The organism is Pseudomonas sp. Pseusp21 (assembly GCF_059492145.1).
The window spans coordinates 2,792,753-2,807,733 of record NZ_CP168520.1; the positions used below are offsets into that span (position 1 = coordinate 2,792,753).

At 59.7% G+C, this 14,981-nt stretch carries 15 protein-coding genes; 7 read left to right on the top strand and 8 right to left on the bottom strand.

What is annotated here, in order from left to right:
• The first annotated feature begins 53 nt into the window (after nt 1-53).
• The 3 genes from ACEN93_RS12640 to ACEN93_RS12650 are packed head-to-tail and all read left to right on the top strand — an operon-like array spanning nt 54 to nt 2,841.
• Nucleotides 54-1,367 (top strand): C4-dicarboxylate transporter DctA, encoded by a 1,314-nt coding sequence (locus ACEN93_RS12640; RefSeq protein WP_011336023.1) that lies wholly within the window; start codon nt 54-56, stop codon nt 1,365-1,367.
• A gap of 49 nt (nt 1,368-1,416) precedes the next feature.
• Complete coding sequence (locus ACEN93_RS12645) at nt 1,417-2,121, top strand: FadR/GntR family transcriptional regulator (protein ID WP_039771741.1); 705 nt, start codon at nt 1,417-1,419, stop codon at nt 2,119-2,121.
• 24 nt (nt 2,122-2,145) lie between these two features.
• Nucleotides 2,146-2,841: a GntR family transcriptional regulator gene (locus tag ACEN93_RS12650; protein WP_495611470.1), complete on the top strand. Its 696-nt coding sequence runs from the start codon at nt 2,146-2,148 to the stop codon at nt 2,839-2,841.
• A 13-nt stretch (nt 2,842-2,854) separates the two neighbouring features.
• Here the strand turns inward: ACEN93_RS12650 and yjiA are convergent, their stop codons facing one another.
• From yjiA to ACEN93_RS12665, 3 genes are all read right to left on the bottom strand, one after another.
• Nucleotides 2,855-3,829: a GTPase gene (gene yjiA, locus ACEN93_RS12655; RefSeq protein ID WP_166742305.1), complete on the bottom strand. Its 975-nt coding sequence runs from the start codon at nt 3,827-3,829 to the stop codon at nt 2,855-2,857.
• 161 nt (nt 3,830-3,990) lie between these two features.
• Nucleotides 3,991-4,188 (bottom strand): YbdD/YjiX family protein, encoded by a 198-nt coding sequence (locus tag ACEN93_RS12660; RefSeq protein ID WP_003228401.1) that lies wholly within the window; start codon nt 4,186-4,188, stop codon nt 3,991-3,993.
• Between the two features lie 15 nt (nt 4,189-4,203).
• A complete protein-coding gene (locus tag ACEN93_RS12665) occupies nt 4,204-6,270 on the bottom strand; it encodes a carbon starvation CstA family protein (RefSeq protein ID WP_039771745.1) in 2,067 nt (688 codons plus the stop codon).
• A gap of 159 nt (nt 6,271-6,429) precedes the next feature.
• Here ACEN93_RS12665 and ACEN93_RS12670 point away from each other — a divergent pair, with 159 nt between their 5' ends.
• Nucleotides 6,430-6,798 carry a PilZ domain-containing protein gene (locus tag ACEN93_RS12670; protein WP_064599557.1) on the top strand — a complete coding sequence of 123 codons (369 nt, stop codon included), beginning with the start codon at nt 6,430-6,432 and terminating at the stop codon, nt 6,796-6,798.
• On the opposite strand, the gene radA is transcribed toward ACEN93_RS12670, so the two are convergent.
• Both radA and katB read right to left on the bottom strand, forming a co-directional pair.
• Nucleotides 6,799-8,166: a DNA repair protein RadA gene (gene radA, locus ACEN93_RS12675; protein ID WP_039771749.1), complete on the bottom strand. Its 1,368-nt coding sequence runs from the start codon at nt 8,164-8,166 to the stop codon at nt 6,799-6,801.
• Nucleotides 8,167-8,309: 143 nt separating this feature from the next.
• Entirely contained in the window at nt 8,310-9,851 is a 1,542-nt protein-coding gene (gene katB, locus ACEN93_RS12680; protein ID WP_495611471.1) for a catalase KatB, read from the bottom strand.
• A gap of 285 nt (nt 9,852-10,136) precedes the next feature.
• Between katB and mscL the strand changes: the two genes are divergently transcribed.
• The gene (gene mscL / locus ACEN93_RS12685) at nt 10,137-10,550 is read left to right on the top strand and encodes a large-conductance mechanosensitive channel protein MscL (protein WP_039771752.1); all 414 of its coding nucleotides are present in this window, start codon (nt 10,137-10,139) and stop codon (nt 10,548-10,550) included.
• 32 nt (nt 10,551-10,582) lie between these two features.
• Here mscL and ACEN93_RS12690 read toward each other — a convergent pair whose 3' ends face one another.
• Entirely contained in the window at nt 10,583-11,359 is a 777-nt protein-coding gene (locus tag ACEN93_RS12690) for a ferredoxin--NADP reductase (protein ID WP_495611472.1), read from the bottom strand.
• A 318-nt stretch (nt 11,360-11,677) separates the two neighbouring features.
• Between ACEN93_RS12690 and ACEN93_RS12695 the strand changes: the two genes are divergently transcribed.
• Nucleotides 11,678-12,400 (top strand): LuxR C-terminal-related transcriptional regulator, encoded by a 723-nt coding sequence (locus ACEN93_RS12695; protein ID WP_103385468.1) that lies wholly within the window; start codon nt 11,678-11,680, stop codon nt 12,398-12,400.
• A 151-nt stretch (nt 12,401-12,551) separates the two neighbouring features.
• Nucleotides 12,552-13,676 carry a methyltransferase gene (locus tag ACEN93_RS12700; protein ID WP_495611473.1) on the top strand — a complete coding sequence of 375 codons (1,125 nt, stop codon included), beginning with the start codon at nt 12,552-12,554 and terminating at the stop codon, nt 13,674-13,676.
• A gap of 69 nt (nt 13,677-13,745) precedes the next feature.
• Here ACEN93_RS12700 and ACEN93_RS12705 read toward each other — a convergent pair whose 3' ends face one another.
• Together ACEN93_RS12705 and cydB are read right to left on the bottom strand one after the other, a co-directional pair.
• Nucleotides 13,746-13,913, bottom strand: a complete 168-nt coding sequence (locus ACEN93_RS12705) for a DUF2474 domain-containing protein (RefSeq protein WP_495611474.1) — start codon at nt 13,911-13,913, stop codon at nt 13,746-13,748.
• A gap of 57 nt (nt 13,914-13,970) precedes the next feature.
• On the bottom strand, nt 13,971-14,978 hold the full coding sequence (gene cydB, locus ACEN93_RS12710; protein WP_495611475.1) for a cytochrome d ubiquinol oxidase subunit II: 1,008 nt from the start codon (nt 14,976-14,978) through the stop codon (nt 13,971-13,973).
• Between the last annotated feature and the right edge of the window lie 3 nt (nt 14,979-14,981).

A 14,981-nucleotide genomic window follows, 5' to 3' on the forward strand; every position in this document is an offset into this window, starting at 1 on the left:
GAATCTGATGCGCCCCGCGCACGGCAGCCAGGACACCGACCAGGATTCCTCCCATGCTCAGATGGTGCTCGCGTTCAATCTTCCTCCAAGTGGTTCTCGGACTGATGCTCGGCATCGTCTGCGGGCTGACCCTTCCCGAATACTCGGCCCAGCTCAAACCGCTCGGCGACGGTTTCATCAAACTGATCAAGATGCTCATCGGCCTGATCGTGTTCTGCGTGGTGGTCAGCGGCATCAGCGGCGCGGGCGATCTGAAGAAGGTCGGGCGCATCGGCCTCAAGTCGGTGATCTACTTCGAAGTGCTGACCACCATCGCCCTGGTGATCGGTCTCGTGTTCGCCTTCACCACCGGAATCGGCAGCGGCGCCAACATCCATCTGGAGCAACTGTCCGCCGCCGACATGGGCGACATCGCCGAACGCGGCCAGCATATGCACACCACCACTCAGTTCCTGATGGACCTGATCCCGACCTCGGTACTCGGCGCCTTCGCCGATAACAATATCCTCCAGGTGCTGCTGTTCTCGGTGCTGTTCGGCAGTGCGTTGAATCTGGTGGGCGAAGCCGCTTCCGGAATCTCGCGGCTGATCAACGAACTGAGCCACGTGATCTTCCGCATCATGGGCATGATCGTGCGTCTGGCACCGATCGGCGTGTTCGGCGCCATCGCCTTCACCACCAGCAAATACGGCCTGGATTCGCTGCAACATCTGGGCAGCCTCGTCGGCTTGTTCTACCTGACCTGCATCGCCTTCGTCGCGCTGATTCTCGGTCTGGTGATGCGCCTCTCCGGCCTGCGCATGTGGCCGCTGCTCAAGTACCTGCGTGAAGAACTGCTGATCGTCATGGGCACCGCCTCCTCCGACGCCGTGCTGCCGCAGATCATGCGCAAACTGGAACATCTGGGCATCGGCAGCTCGACCGTCGGGCTGGTGATTCCTACCGGTTACTCGTTCAACCTCGACGGTTTTTCGATCTACCTGACCCTGGCCATCGTGTTCATCGCCAACGCCACCGGCACGCCACTGGCCATGACCGATCTGCTGACGATTTTGCTGGTATCGCTGATTACCTCCAAAGGTGCCCACGGCATTCCAGGTTCGGCGCTGGTGATTCTCGCGGCCACGCTGACGGCCATCCCGGCGATTCCGGTGGTCGGTCTGGTGCTGGTGCTGGCCGTGGACTGGTTCATGGGCATCGGCCGGGCACTGACCAATCTGATCGGCAACTGCGTTGCCACCGTGGCCATCGCCCGTTGGGAAAAGGACATCGACGTGCAACGGGCGAACAAGGTGCTCAACGGCGAGCAGGGCTATAACTTTCAGCCGAGAAAAACCGTCGCTCAAGCGGCGGCCAAAGAATTCTGAATGACCGCCGTGCCTGCGCCAATGCAGGCACGGCACATGGAGCGAACCCATGATTACTTCATCAACCGTCGTCAACTCAGTGGTAGAAAAACTTCGGGCTGCGCTGGCCCGTGGTCAGTGGCGCTCCGGCGAGATGCTGCCGGGTCAGCGCGAACTGGCCGAACAACTGGGCATCAGCCGCCCGAGCCTGCGTGAAGCAGTGATCGTGCTGGAAACCCTCGGCCTGGTGCGCTCGATGCCCGGCAAAGGCGTGGTGGTGCTCGACGCCCAGGCCAGTGACAGTCAGAGCCACGACAGCGCAGTGGCCGGCGCCAGCCTCGAAGACGTGCTGCAACTGCGCTACACCCTCGAACCGTTCATCGTCGGGCTGGTGGCGCAGTCGATCAGCAGCAAGGAAGTCGGCCAGCTGCGCCTGACCCTGATGGACATGCGCGAAGCCCTCGAAGCGGGCGACAGCGAGGCCGGGGTCAGCGCCTACATCGCGTTCCACGAGGAGCTGTTCACCCTGACCTCGAATCCGATTTTCCAGAGTGTGGTGCAACAGACCAGCAACGCCCTCAAGCAAAGCGCCGAGGTGCTGCGCAATTCGCCGGAGCACCTGGCCGAACGCCTTGAAGAAAACGAAGCCGTGGTGCGCGCGATCCGCAGCAAGAACAGCGCCCAGGCCAGTGCCGAAATGCGTCGGCACATCCTGCGTGAAGGCCAGCGGATGGGCATCGAGCTGAATATTCCGGATGACAACCTGAGCCACTGAAACGCCTCACACTGGAGACCGGCCATGAACAGTCTTGCCACGCCGTCGCACCCTCGCCCGATCTCGACGGCCCTGCCCTTCTCCCGCCTGCACGCGCCGGTGGAGGATCTGTATCCGCGCCTGTTCGACGCAATCCTCGAACAGCGCATCGATGCTGCCAGCCGTTTCACCGAAGAAAGTCTCAAGCAGATGTTCGGCGTCAGCCGCGCCGATGTGCGTCGGGTGCTGACCCAACTGTCCCACGAACAGATCATCGTACTGCGGGCCAACCATCGACCACGAGTGGCCGCGCCGGATACCGAGCAGATACGTCAGGCCCTGCACGCCCGGCGCCTGGCCGAGAACACGCTGGTTCGATTGGCTTGCCAGCACGCACAGGCTGAAGATCTGAAGCGCCTGCGAGCGTTGATCGAACGGGAGCGTCAGGCTGTGGATAAAGATCGGCGCGGGGCGGCGATTCGCCTGTCCGGGGAGTTTCATTTGCAGGTGGCGAAAATGGCGCGGAATGCACCGTTGGCGCATTTTCTCGGCACGCTGGTGCCGCTGACCTCACTGGCGATTGCGCGATGCACTGAGACCACGCACAGCTGTTGCGGCTGGCAGGATCACGCCCGGATCGTCGAGGCGATCGAGCGTGATGACGCCGTCGAGGCGGTGTCGCTGATGAACCGTCATCTGGATCACCTGGAGCAGACGATTCTCAGCGGTTCCACGCACTGAAAGCGCGGCGGACTCAGTTCGCCGCCACCCTGGCAAACCCCAACCGGATTTTCTCTTCCGGCAAATCGTCGGCGATAAACACGATCACGCTTTCCCGCGCCTCGCCTTCCGCCCACTCGGTGTCCCAGTCAAAGCCATAGAGTTTCAGCACGCCCTGGAACACCAGCCGCCGATCTTCGCCCGCGATGTTCAACACGCCTTTGTAGCGCAGCAATTGCTTGCCGTGCTCTTCCAGCAATTCATTCATGAACTCGCTGAGCTGATCGATATCCAGCGGCTGATCGGTACGCAGCACCAGACTGGAAATCCGGTCGATGGACGGCGCCTTGCTCACCGGTCGCAGACTCACCCCGCCGCCGAGATCGGCATTCAGGTTGAAACCGCGCACATCGAGCAATTCCGCCAGATCGATGTTGCCGTGCTCGACCACGCGGATCGGTGCACGGCGGTTGATGCGGGTCAGGCGCTCGCTGAGCGCCGTGAACGCAGCCTCGTCCACCAGATCGGTCTTGCTCACCAGCAGGCGGTCGGCAAAACCGATCTGCGCCTGGGCGATGGTCTGGGTCAGGTGCTGTTCGGCGTGGGCCGCGTCGACGAGGGTGATGATGCCGTCGAGCAGGTAACGCTCGCGCAGTTCTTCGTCGATGAAAAAGGTCTGTGCCACCGGGGCCGGGTCGGCCAGACCGGTGCATTCGATGACCAGTCGATCGAAAGCGATTTCGCCGCTGTCCAGCCGTTCGAGCAGCAGATACAGGGCCTTGGTCAGGTCGGTGTGAATGGTGCAGCAGACGCAGCCGTTGGCCAGGGTCATGACTTGCACCGGCTCGTCGCCCAGCAATTGGGTATCGATACCGGCGTCGCTGAATTCGTTTTCGATCACGGCGATTTTCAGGCCGTGCTCGGCTTTCAACAGATGGCGCAGCAAGGTGGTCTTGCCGGCGCCGAGGAAACCGCTGAGCACCGTTACAGGTATTGGAGAAGACAACATCGATCCCCTTCGCAAAATTGATGAACAACACAAAACAAATGTGGGAGCGGGCTTGCTCGCGAAGGGGTCGTGTCAGTCGACATCATTGCTCAATGACACACCGCTTTCGCGAGCAAGCCCGCTCCCACAGCTGGGGACTGCATCAACCGAAGGCTGTCAGATCAACAGCACTTCGGCCCACCCTTGCCACCGTAACGGGCTTCCTGACGTTCGCGAAAGAACATCTCGTAGCTCATCACCGGTTTGTCCGGGTGCTTGGTCTGCATATGCTCGACGTAGGTGTCGTAGTCGGGCATGCCGACCATCAGGCGCGCGGCCTGACCGAGGTATTTACCGAGGCGACTCAGGTCATTGAACATGCTGCAATCCTCTGGTTACGCGTCCGGCAGGGCCTGGAATGGCGATTCTTTGTCCGTACGCTCTTTTTTGCCCCAGGCGGCGATGCCGACCTTGAGCGCATAGAACAGGATGCTGAATACCACGAACAGGAACAGCGCGGTCAATGTGGCGTTGGTGTAGGCGTTGAAGATCACGTGCTGCATCTGCTCGACGTTCTTGGCCGGAGCGAGCACCTGACCCGCGGCCAGTGCGTCGTTGTATTTCTTGGCCAGCGACAGGAAGCCGATCGCCGGATTGGCGTCGAACAGCTTGATGAAGCCTGCGGTCGTGGTGCAGATCAGCAGCCAGGTGGCCGGCAACAGGGTGACCCAGATGTAGCGCTGGCGCTTCATCTTGATCAGGACCACGGTGCCGAGCATCAGTGCGATACCGGCCAGCATCTGGTTGGAGATGCCGAACAGCGGCCACAGGGTGTTGATACCACCCAGCGGATCGATCACGCCCTGATACAGCAACCAGCCCCACATCGCCACACAACCGGCGGTGGCGATCAGGTTGGCGGTCCAGGATTCGGTACGTTTCAGTGCCGGTACGAAGGAGCCGAGCAGGTCCTGCAGCATGAAGCGCCCGGCACGGGTGCCGGCGTCCACAGCGGTCAGGATGAACAGCGCCTCGAACAGGATCGCGAAGTGGTACCAGAACGCCATGGTGTTTTCACCCGGCAGGACGCTGTGCAGGATCTGCGCGATACCGACCGCCAGGGTCGGCGCACCACCGGCACGGGCCAGGATGGTGGTTTCGCCGATGTCATGCGCCACGGCTTGCAAGGCTTCCGGGGTAATGGCAAAGCCCCAGTTGCTGACCGCGGTTGCCACAGCCACCACATCACCGCCGACCACGGCGGCCGGGCTGTTCATGGCGAAGTACACGCCTGGCTCGATCACTGAGGCCGCGACCATGGCCATGATGGCCACGAACGATTCCATCAGCATGCCGCCGTAACCGATGTAACGGGCGTTGGTTTCGTTATCCAGCAGCTTCGGCGTTGTCCCCGAGGAGATCAGCGCGTGGAAGCCCGATACCGCACCGCAGGCGATGGTGATGAACAGGAACGGGAACAGACCGCCCTTCCACACCGGGCCGGTGCCGTCGACGAACTGGGTCAGGGCCGGCATTTTCAGCTCGGGCATGGTCACCAGGATGCCGATCGCCAGAGCGACGATGGTACCGATCTTGAGGAAGGTGGAGAGGTAGTCACGCGGTGCAAGGATCAGCCACACCGGGAGCACGGCGGCGACAAAGCCATAACCGATCAACATCCAGGTGATTTGCACACCGGTGAAGCTGAAGGCTTTGGCCCAGACCGGATCGGCGGCAATCTGCCCGCCCAGCCAGATCGAACCGAGCAGCAGCAACACGCCGATGACCGAGATCTCGCCGATGCGGCCCGGACGGATGTAGCGCATGTAGATGCCCATGAACATCGCGATCGGGATGGTCGCCATCACGGTGAAGATGCCCCACGGGCTTTCAGCCAGGGCTTTGACCACGATCAGCGCCAGCACCGCGAGGATGATGATCATGATCAGGAAGCAGCCGAACAGCGCGATGGTGCCGGGGATGCGGCCCATTTCTTCACGCACCATGTCGCCCAGGGAACGGCCGTTGCGGCGGGTGGACATGAACAGGACCATGAAGTCCTGCACCGCGCCCGCCAGCACCACGCCGGCGATCAGCCACAGCGTACCGGGCAGATAGCCCATCTGCGCCGCCAGCACCGGACCGACCAGCGGCCCCGCGCCGGCAATAGCCGCGAAGTGGTGACCGAAGAGAATGTGTTTGTTGGTCGGAACGTAGTCCAGACCGTCGTTGTTGAGCACGGCGGGGGTGGCCCGACGCGGATCGAGTTGCATCACATTATTAGCGATGAACAGACTGTAGTAACGGTACGCAACCAGATAGATGGCCACGGCGGCGACCACAATCCACAAGGCGTTGATCGCCTCGCCTCGGCGCAATGCCACTACGCCAAGGGCGCACGCTCCTACGATTGCCAGCAGCAGCCAGGGTAAGTGGCGTAGCAGGCTATTATTATTTTTCATTTTATTATTCCAGCCAGGGTGGACAAGAAAGACAGCCACCCCGAGTTTAGCGCTGTTGGCGGCAAAGGCCATACCCCGACATTGGTCTAGACAGTCCATTCGTTGGCATCACCCCGCCGGTCGGGTCTATAGTCAGCTGACCTTCCTGAGGATTGCGCCATGAGCGAGCACCCGTCCGAGCGTCGCCGCTTCAAACGTATCGCGTTCGATGCCAGAACCGAATTGAGCCAGGGCGAATACATCTGGCCGGTGAAGCTGATCGACCTCTCGCTCAAGGGGCTGCTGATCGAGCGGCCCGAGCCCTGGCTGGGCAATCCCGAGCAGGACTTTTTCGTCGACATTCATCTGAGCGAAGACGTGCACATCGAGATGGATGTGCAACTGGCTCATGAAGATCACGGCCAGCTCGGTTTCGTGTGCCGGCACATCAGCCTGGAGTCGATTCAGCGCCTGCGTCGCTTGATCGAACTCAATCTGGCCGACGAAACCGAACTGGAACGCGAGCTCGGGGCGCTGATCGACGTCTGATCACTCGAACAACGAGTCCAGCGCCTGCTCCAGTCGTGTCACCGCAATGATCTGCAAGCCTGGCGGGGCTTCCTTCGGCGCATTGCCCTTGGGCACGATTGCGCGCTTGAAGCCGTGCTTGGCGGCTTCCTTCAAACGCTCCTGGCCGCTTGGCACCGGGCGCACTTCGCCAGACAGACCGACTTCGCCGAACACCAGCAAGTCATGGGGCAACGGACGGTTGCGCAGGCTCGACATGACGGCGGCCATCAACGCCAGGTCGGACGCGGTTTCCAGCACCTTCACCCCGCCGACCACGTTGAGGAACACGTCCTGATCGTGAGTCGGAATGCCGCCATGACGGTGCAGCACCGCCAGCAACATCGCCAGACGATTCTGATCCAGACCCAGCGTGACCCGGCGCGGATTGGCCAAGTGACTGTCGTCCACCAGCGCCTGGACTTCCACCAGCATCGGCCGAGTGCCTTCCCACGTCGCCATCACCACACTGCCCGGGACTTCTTCCTGAGCGCGGGTGAGAAAAATCGCCGAAGGGTTGGAGACTTCCTTCAAGCCCTTGTCGGTCATGCCGAACACGCCCAGCTCGTTGACCGCGCCGAAACGGTTTTTCACCGCTCGCAGCAAACGCAACCGGCCATCGGACTCGCCTTCGAAATACAGCACGGTATCGACCATGTGCTCCAGAACCCGCGGCCCTGCGAGCGCGCCTTCCTTGGTCACGTGGCCGACCAGGAAAATCGCCGTGCCGCTTTGCTTGGCGTAACGCACCAGCAACGCCGCACTTTCGCGTACCTGGGACACCCCGCCCGGTGCCGATTGCAGTTGTTCGGTGAAAATCGTCTGGATCGAGTCGATCACCATCACCTTGGGTTTTTCCTGACGGGCGGTGGCAATGATGGTTTCGATACAGGTTTCGGTCATGACCCGCAATTGATCCTGCGGCAGGCCCAGACGACGTGCACGCATGGCGACCTGTTGCTGGGACTCTTCGCCAGTGACGTACAACGCCGGCATGGTCTTGGCGAGGTTGCACAGGGTCTGCAAAAGGATGGTCGATTTGCCAATGCCCGGGTCGCCGCCGATCAGCACCACCGAGCCGTCCACCAGACCACCGCCGAGCACTCGGTCCAGTTCGCCGGAGGCTGTGGAGAAACGTGGAATCTCTTCGATGCTGACTTCGGCCAGGGTCTTGATCTGGGCCTGCTGTCCGGCCCAGCCAGTGCGCCCGCTCGGGGCGGCGGCACCGCCGCTCTCGACCATGGTTTCGGTCAGGGTGTTCCAGGCGCCGCATTCGCCGCATTGCCCGGCCCACTTGGGAAAGGTTGCGCCGCACTCGGTGCAGCCGTACATGCGCTTGGCCTTGGCCATCTGAACCCCCGGCAAAAACCGCGATGATAACGCAGCCATCGTCGATCAGCGCGCCGCGCCGGGACGGATTTCTCCGCTGGCCGGACGCGCGGCGCTGCTGCCGGTCAATCCCCGACAGTTGCCGGGGCTTGAGAGGGCCGCTGTCAGTCGACCAGTTTGGCCGCCAGGACCTTGACCCGATCCAGGTCACCCTTGGCCACTTTGGTCACACCGGCGCCGTATTCCGGATCCGCCTTATAGAGGAAGGACAGCATGATGTGCTTGCTCTCGTCATCGGCGCCGGCCAGCGAACCGCCGAAGCTCTCGATCAGATCCTGGCGCTCCTTCTTGCTGAACGAGCGATACAGATCACCGGCCTGCTTGAAGTTCTGCTCGCGCTGGATCTTCGCCTGTTGCGTACTGCCCTGCAGCGCGGTCTGACTGTATCGCGCACTTGGCGTCTCTTCACGCGGTTGCAGACGGCTTGGCTGATAGTTGACCCCCGAGGTGCTCGCACCGGCATTCATCGCGCCATCCTGATTGCCATTATTTACGGCGGTTTTGGCGGCATTGATCGGCAATTGCAGTGCGTTGGCGCCGAGTCGATACATTTGCGTATCGGCATAGGCAAATATCCGGCCTTGCAGCAGACGGTCTTCCGAGGGCTCGACGCCCGGAACAACATTTGAGGGAGCCATGGCCACTTGTTCGGTTTCCTGGAAGACATTCGCAGGATTGCGATTCAAGACCATTTGTCCAACTTTTCGCTCTGGAATACCTGGCCAGATCTTGGTTGCATCAAGAGGATCGAAATCAAACTTGGACAAGTCTTGCGGATTCAAGACCTGAATGTACAAGTCCCACTTTGGAAAGTTGCCATTGTAAATATTTGTTACCAAGTCATTGGTCATATGACTGTAGTCACGGCCCTGAACTTGCACGACCTGTTTTGGATCGAGATTTTTTATCCCCTGCAAACTTTTCCAATGAAACTTCACATAGTGGATTTCGCCTTTGGCATTGACCAACTTATAGGCATGCACACTATTACCGTCCATCTCCCGATAACTGGCCGGAGTTCCCGAGTTGGAATACAACTCGGTCAATGTGCGGGTAGCTTCCGGTACATGGGAGAAGAAGTCGAAGCGACGTGAATCATCGTCGAGGTTGGTACGTGGATCGGGCTTGAAGGCATGCACCATGTCCGGGAACTTGATCGCATCGCGGATGAAGAACGTCGGGAAGTTGTTGCCCACCAGATCCCAGTTGCCATCGGCGGTGTAGAACTTGGTCGCGAAACCCCGTGGGTCACGCAGGGTTTCCGGAGAGTGATTGCCGTGAACGACCGCCGAGAAACGCACGAACACCGGCGTGACCTGGCCGACAGCGAATACCTTGGCCTTGCTCAGATCGCTCAGATCGTTGGTCGCGGTGAACGTGCCATGGGCACCGGTGCCTCGGGCATGCACGACGCGTTCGGGAATGCGTTCGCGGTCGAAGCGTTGCAGCTTCTGGATCAGTTGCACGTCCTGCAACAGCACCGGACCGTTGGCGCCGGCGGTCTGCGAGTTCTGGTTGTCGCCAACCGCGGCACCGTTATCCCGGGTCAAGGGCGCCGCATTCGCAGAAAGGGTCAGTAGGCCGGCAGTCAATAAACCGAAGGTACGACGAAGGGGAAAGCCCCCCAGGCCAGGCATGGAATTCATTTCAGGCTCCTCTGTTTTTTTGAGGCGCATCCAGGTGCGCCAGACAGAGGCTAGAAGCTCGGCTTGCCAAACATAAATAGAAAGTTCGTAACGCGATGATTGATCATTTTTTCTTGAAGATCAGCACGTTGCAGCGTATTGCGCGCGCGATTAGTGGCACTTTGCAAACTAATTGCGAAATGGTGTGTCGATAAAAGCGGGCTTTGTAAGAAGGTGTTTCGCGCAGGACGCGTTATGCTGATTTACACTGCGTACACCAAACTCATCTGTAACAAGGAAATAACTATGGGCGTGCTCAGCGAGTTCAAGGCCTTCGCGGTCAAAGGCAATGTGGTCGACATGGCCGTCGGTATCATCATCGGCGCGGCCTTCGGCAAGATCGTTTCATCGTTTGTCGGCGATGTGATCATGCCACCCATCGGCCTGCTGATCGGCGGCGTGGATTTCAGTGACCTGGCCATCACACTCAAGGCTGCCCAGGGCGATGCGCCTGCCGTGATGCTGGCGTATGGCAAGTTCATCCAGAGTGTTCTGGACTTCGTGATCGTCGCCTTCGCGATCTTCATGGGCGTCAAAGCCATCAACCGCCTGAAGCGCGAAGAAGCTGTAGCCCCTACCCTGCCGCCGGTACCGACCAAAGAGGAAGAATTGCTGGGTGAGATCCGCGATTTGCTCAAGGCCCAGAACAACCAGCCTTGAAGACTGAAACGGCGCCTTAGGGCGCCGTTTCCTTACCAGTAGTTTTCCACCGCCACCTGTTCCGGTCGCCGGGTCAGACTCAGGGCCATGCCGCGTTGCTTGAGCAAGGCCCGGGTGTCATCGATCATCTGCGGATTGCCGCAGAGCATGACCCGGGAATGCGCCGGCGTCAGCTCCACACCGGCCATCTTTTCCAGTTCGCCATTTTCGATCAACGTAGTGATGCGACCGTTGAGGGCGCCGGCATACGGCTCACGCGTGACCACCGGAATAAACTGGAACTTGTGGGCGTATTCCGCGAGGTAGTCGCGCTGTGTCAGTTCCGCGATCAGTTGTTGATAAGCCAGTTCCCGGGCCTCTCGCACGCTGTAGACCAATATGATTCGCTCAAATTTCTCCCAGACTTCGAAGTCCTGCAGGATCGACAGAAACGGCGCCACGCCCGTGCCTGTGGATAACAGCCAGAGATCGCGGCCATCAATGAATCGGTCCAGCGTCAGATAGCCAAAGGCCTGGCGCTCTATCAGCAAGGTATCCCCCGCCTTCAGCCGGCTCAGTTCGCTGGTGAACTCGCCGCCCGGCACCACGATGGAAAAAAACTCGAGAAATTCGTCGAACGGCGAAGATACCATCGAGTAGGCGCGCCACACCGTACTGCCGTCCTCACGCGTAACGCCAAGCCGAGCGAATTGCCCGGCGCGGAAGCGGAAACCGGCATCCCGCGTGGTGCGCAGGGTGAACAGACTGGGGGTCAGCGGCTGTACATCGAGCAATGTCTGGCGGCTGAATTTTTCACTGCTGGCAGTCATTGGGTTACTCCATCAACAATGACTCAAGTGTTACCCATTAATCTTCAGTGGAACACCGACAATTTGTAATGATATTTCAAAGTGCCATCATCTAAAAGCCAGTATCGGACATCGATTATAGAAACCGAAGCGATACAACCCTTTAAATGACCCCCTGCATATAAAGACTCATTATTCATATTCCAGTTTCTGCCACCGTCCAAGAACAAAAAAATCCAACAGCTTTGTAGGAACCCTCCTACACTTCCACCCGTGCTGGTTCCTTGGATCCAATTTGCCCCCCCCCCCGCGGAAATGAAACACTGGAGAACAACTAAAATGGAAAGGTGGAAGGAGTATCAAATAGAACAGCTTACGCGCGCGAAGAATATTGAAAACGCATTCCCGATCTTGAAAAACTTTGCCAACAACATCGGTTTCCAATTCTGCGGTATTACCGTCTCGCGGCCTGACTCCCAGTCATTCAAACCGTTTTATATCAATAACTTCACAGAGGCGTGGAACGACGAATACGAAAAACATTGCTGTGAAAACGACCCGATTACAGCTTTTTGCCATCATTCAATGTTGCCGTTTCTCTGGACCAGGAAAGCATTTTCCAAGGCACCGACAATGTGGAGTGCGCTTCAGAATCACGGGATGGAACATGGCTGGTCACAGTCGTATCTCGACGAAGAGAACGACCTGTGCTGCACCATCAGTCTGGCACGACCCCATTGCGAAATCTCTGCATTGGAGCTCTACGAACAATACGGTGTGATGCACTTCATCACGCAGCACTTGAGTGGAATGATCGTCCACGCCCTCCCGCCGGCACAGGCCAAATCACCGCCCGTACGACTGTCTACCCGGGAGCTCGAAATCGTAAGGCTGTGCGCATTGGGCAAGACAGCCTGGGAAATCGGCCAGATTCTGAATGTGGCCGAACGAACCGTGAACTATCACATCAAAAACCTGATCGTTAAGTTCAACGCCTGCAACAAGGTGTCAGCCGTCATCGCCGCCACCAGGGCTGGGTTTATTCCCACTCACCCGTACTGAAATCAGGCGAGTATTGCCAACAAAAAAAACGTACCATTTGCAACCTTCCTGAGTGATGACGCGATCTTTTGCGCCGCTGTCCACTCGGACGGTTCCGCCGCACTCCCCCTGGGCCGCGGGACACCCGTCGATTACCCAGAGTCCCCGCCCCATGCCTTTGCTCGATACGCCCTTCGCCCAGCTCGATCTGATCCGCCAGCCCGAACAGCAGAACGAACCGCTGCAAGCCTTCGACGCAGCCGACGAGTACTTGCTCAATCATGTGGCCGAACAAAATCTGCCGGCGGAGACCCGAGTATTGGTGCTCAACGACAGTTTCGGCGCATTGGCCATCAGCCTTTCGGGCAAGGTGCAGGTCAGCACCAGCGGTGATTCGTTCCTGGCGTTTCAAGGCCTTGAAAAAAACCTGCTGCGCAATGGTCAGGCATTCGATGCGCTGCGCGGCATTCCCGCCAGCGAGCCGTTAGCCGGGCCATTTGACCGGGTGCTGATCCGCGTTCCGAAAACCCTGGCACTGCTGGAAGAACAATTGATTCGCCTGCAAGGCCAATTGGCGCCCGGTGCGCAAGTGGTGGCAGCCGCGATGGTCAAGCATTTGCCCCGTGCCGCCGGTGATCTGCTGGAACGCTACATCGGCGCGGTTCAGGCTTCGCTGGCGGTGAAGAAGGCCCGACTGCTGATCGCCACGCCCGAGGCCAAGGCACCGGCCGTCTCGCCCTACCCGACCCGCTATCACCTCGACGAGCCGGCCATCGAACTGCTCAACCACGCCAACGTGTTCTGCCGTGAAGGGCTGGACATCGGCACCCGTGCCTTCCTTCCGCACCTGCCGAAAAACCTCGGCGCTGCGCGAGTCGCGGATCTTGGCTGCGGCAACGGTGTATTGGCCATCGCCAGCGCCCTGCAAAACCCCGATGCGCATTACACGCTGGTGGACGAATCGTTCATGGCCGTGCAATCGGCAGCCGAGAACTGGCGCGCGGCGCTGGGTGAACGTGAAGTGATCGTGCGCGCCGGCGACGGTCTGGCCGGCCAGGAAGCGCAATCGCTGGACGTAGTCCTGTGCAACCCGCCATTCCACCAGCAACAGGTGGTCGGCGATTTCCTCGCCTGGCGCATGTTCCAGCAGGCCCGCGAATCGCTGGTGCTCGGTGGCGCGCTGTACATCGTCGGCAACCGTCACCTGGGTTATCACAGCAAACTGGCGCGACTGTTTCGGGGTGTCGAGCAAGTGGCGGCCACACCGAAATTCGTGATCCTCAAGGCGCGCAAATAATCCGGGCAAAAAAAAACCTCCGGTCGGAGGGTCAAAAATCCGTGCCGCAAGGCAGCGGGATGGGAAGTCTCAGTGCGTGGTCAGACCTGCGGCGTTCATGAACATGCGCATCAGGCTGGCGACGATGAACAGAGCACCGACGCTGCCGCCCCAGATCATGGCCAACCAGCCGAGCCGCTGCCACAGCGGCTTTTTTTCGGCTTCTTCAATATCGTGCAGGGAATGTTTGCCGGTCATGCTTGCATCCTCCGGTTGCGGGAAATGGCGCCGCGCTCGGCGCCATCGTGATCACCATTAGTGATAACCGTCTTCGTGGGTGACCTTGCCGCGGAACACGTAATAGCTCCAGAAGGTGTAACCCAGGATGAACGGGATGATGAACAGCGTGCCCACCAGCATGAAGCCCTGGCTTTGCGGCGGCGCGGCGGCGTCCCAGATCGAGATCGACGGCGGCACGATGTTCGGCCACAGGCTGATGCCCAGACCGCTGTAGCCGAGGAAGATCAGCACCAGGGTCAGCAGGAACGGCATGTAGTTGGCGTTTCGCGCCACCGCACGGATCAGTGCGTACAGCGTCACCAACACCAGAATCGGCACCGGCATGAACCAGAACAGATTCGGCATGCTGAACCAGCGCGTCGCAATTTCCGGATGGGCCAGCGGCGTCCACAGACTGACGACACCGATCACCGCCAACAGCACGAAGGCCAGAGGACGCGCCAGGTCATGCATCTGTTCCTGCAACTTGCCTTCGGTCTTCATGATCAGCCAGGTGCAGCCAAGCAAGGCATACGCCACCACCAGTGCGGCGCCGCAGAACAGCGTGAACGGCGTCAGCCAGTCCAGTGAACCGCCGGCATATTGCCGGTTGACCACCGGCAGACCATCGATGAACGCGCCAAGCGCCACGCCCTGAAAGAACGTCGCCGCCACCGAACCACCGATGAACGCCTTGTCCCACAGGTGACGCTTGTCGTCCTTGGCCTTGAACCGGAACTCAAACGCCACGCCACGGAAGATCAGCCCGATCAGCATGAAGATCAGCGGCAGATACAGCGCCGACAGCACCACCGAATAGGCCAGCGGGAATGCGCCGAACAACGCAGCGCCCCCCAGTACCAGCCAGGTTTCATTGCCGTCCCACACCGGGGCGACGGTGTTCATCATCACGTCGCGGTCGGTCTTGCCGGGGATGAACGGGAAGAGAATCCCGATCCCCAGGTCGAAACCGTCCATCACCACGTACATCATGATCCCGAAGATGATGATCACGGCCCAGATCAGCGGAAGATCAATACCCATGAC

Bases quoted from the DNA above. Each gene is read 5' to 3' on its own strand.
- ACEN93_RS12640 (WP_011336023.1), top strand. From the start codon at position 54: ATGCTCAGATGGTGCTCGCGTTCAATCTTCCTCCAAGTGGTTCTCGGA.
- ACEN93_RS12645 (WP_039771741.1), top strand. From the start codon at position 1,417: ATGATTACTTCATCAACCGTCGTCAACTCAGTGGTAGAAAAACTTCGG.
- ACEN93_RS12650 (WP_495611470.1), top strand. From the start codon at position 2,146: ATGAACAGTCTTGCCACGCCGTCGCACCCTCGCCCGATCTCGACGGCC.
- yjiA (WP_166742305.1), bottom strand. From the start codon at position 3,829: ATGTTGTCTTCTCCAATACCTGTAACGGTGCTCAGCGGTTTCCTCGGC.
- ACEN93_RS12660 (WP_003228401.1), bottom strand. From the start codon at position 4,188: ATGTTCAATGACCTGAGTCGCCTCGGTAAATACCTCGGTCAGGCCGCG.
- ACEN93_RS12665 (WP_039771745.1), bottom strand. From the start codon at position 6,270: ATGAAAAATAATAATAGCCTGCTACGCCACTTACCCTGGCTGCTGCTG.
- ACEN93_RS12670 (WP_064599557.1), top strand. From the start codon at position 6,430: ATGAGCGAGCACCCGTCCGAGCGTCGCCGCTTCAAACGTATCGCGTTC.
- radA (WP_039771749.1), bottom strand. From the start codon at position 8,166: ATGGCCAAGGCCAAGCGCATGTACGGCTGCACCGAGTGCGGCGCAACC.
- katB (WP_495611471.1), bottom strand. From the start codon at position 9,851: ATGAATTCCATGCCTGGCCTGGGGGGCTTTCCCCTTCGTCGTACCTTC.
- mscL (WP_039771752.1), top strand. From the start codon at position 10,137: ATGGGCGTGCTCAGCGAGTTCAAGGCCTTCGCGGTCAAAGGCAATGTG.
- ACEN93_RS12690 (WP_495611472.1), bottom strand. From the start codon at position 11,359: ATGACTGCCAGCAGTGAAAAATTCAGCCGCCAGACATTGCTCGATGTA.
- ACEN93_RS12695 (WP_103385468.1), top strand. From the start codon at position 11,678: ATGGAAAGGTGGAAGGAGTATCAAATAGAACAGCTTACGCGCGCGAAG.
- ACEN93_RS12700 (WP_495611473.1), top strand. From the start codon at position 12,552: ATGCCTTTGCTCGATACGCCCTTCGCCCAGCTCGATCTGATCCGCCAG.
- ACEN93_RS12705 (WP_495611474.1), bottom strand. From the start codon at position 13,913: ATGACCGGCAAACATTCCCTGCACGATATTGAAGAAGCCGAAAAAAAG.
- cydB (WP_495611475.1), bottom strand. From the start codon at position 14,978: ATGGGTATTGATCTTCCGCTGATCTGGGCCGTGATCATCATCTTCGGG.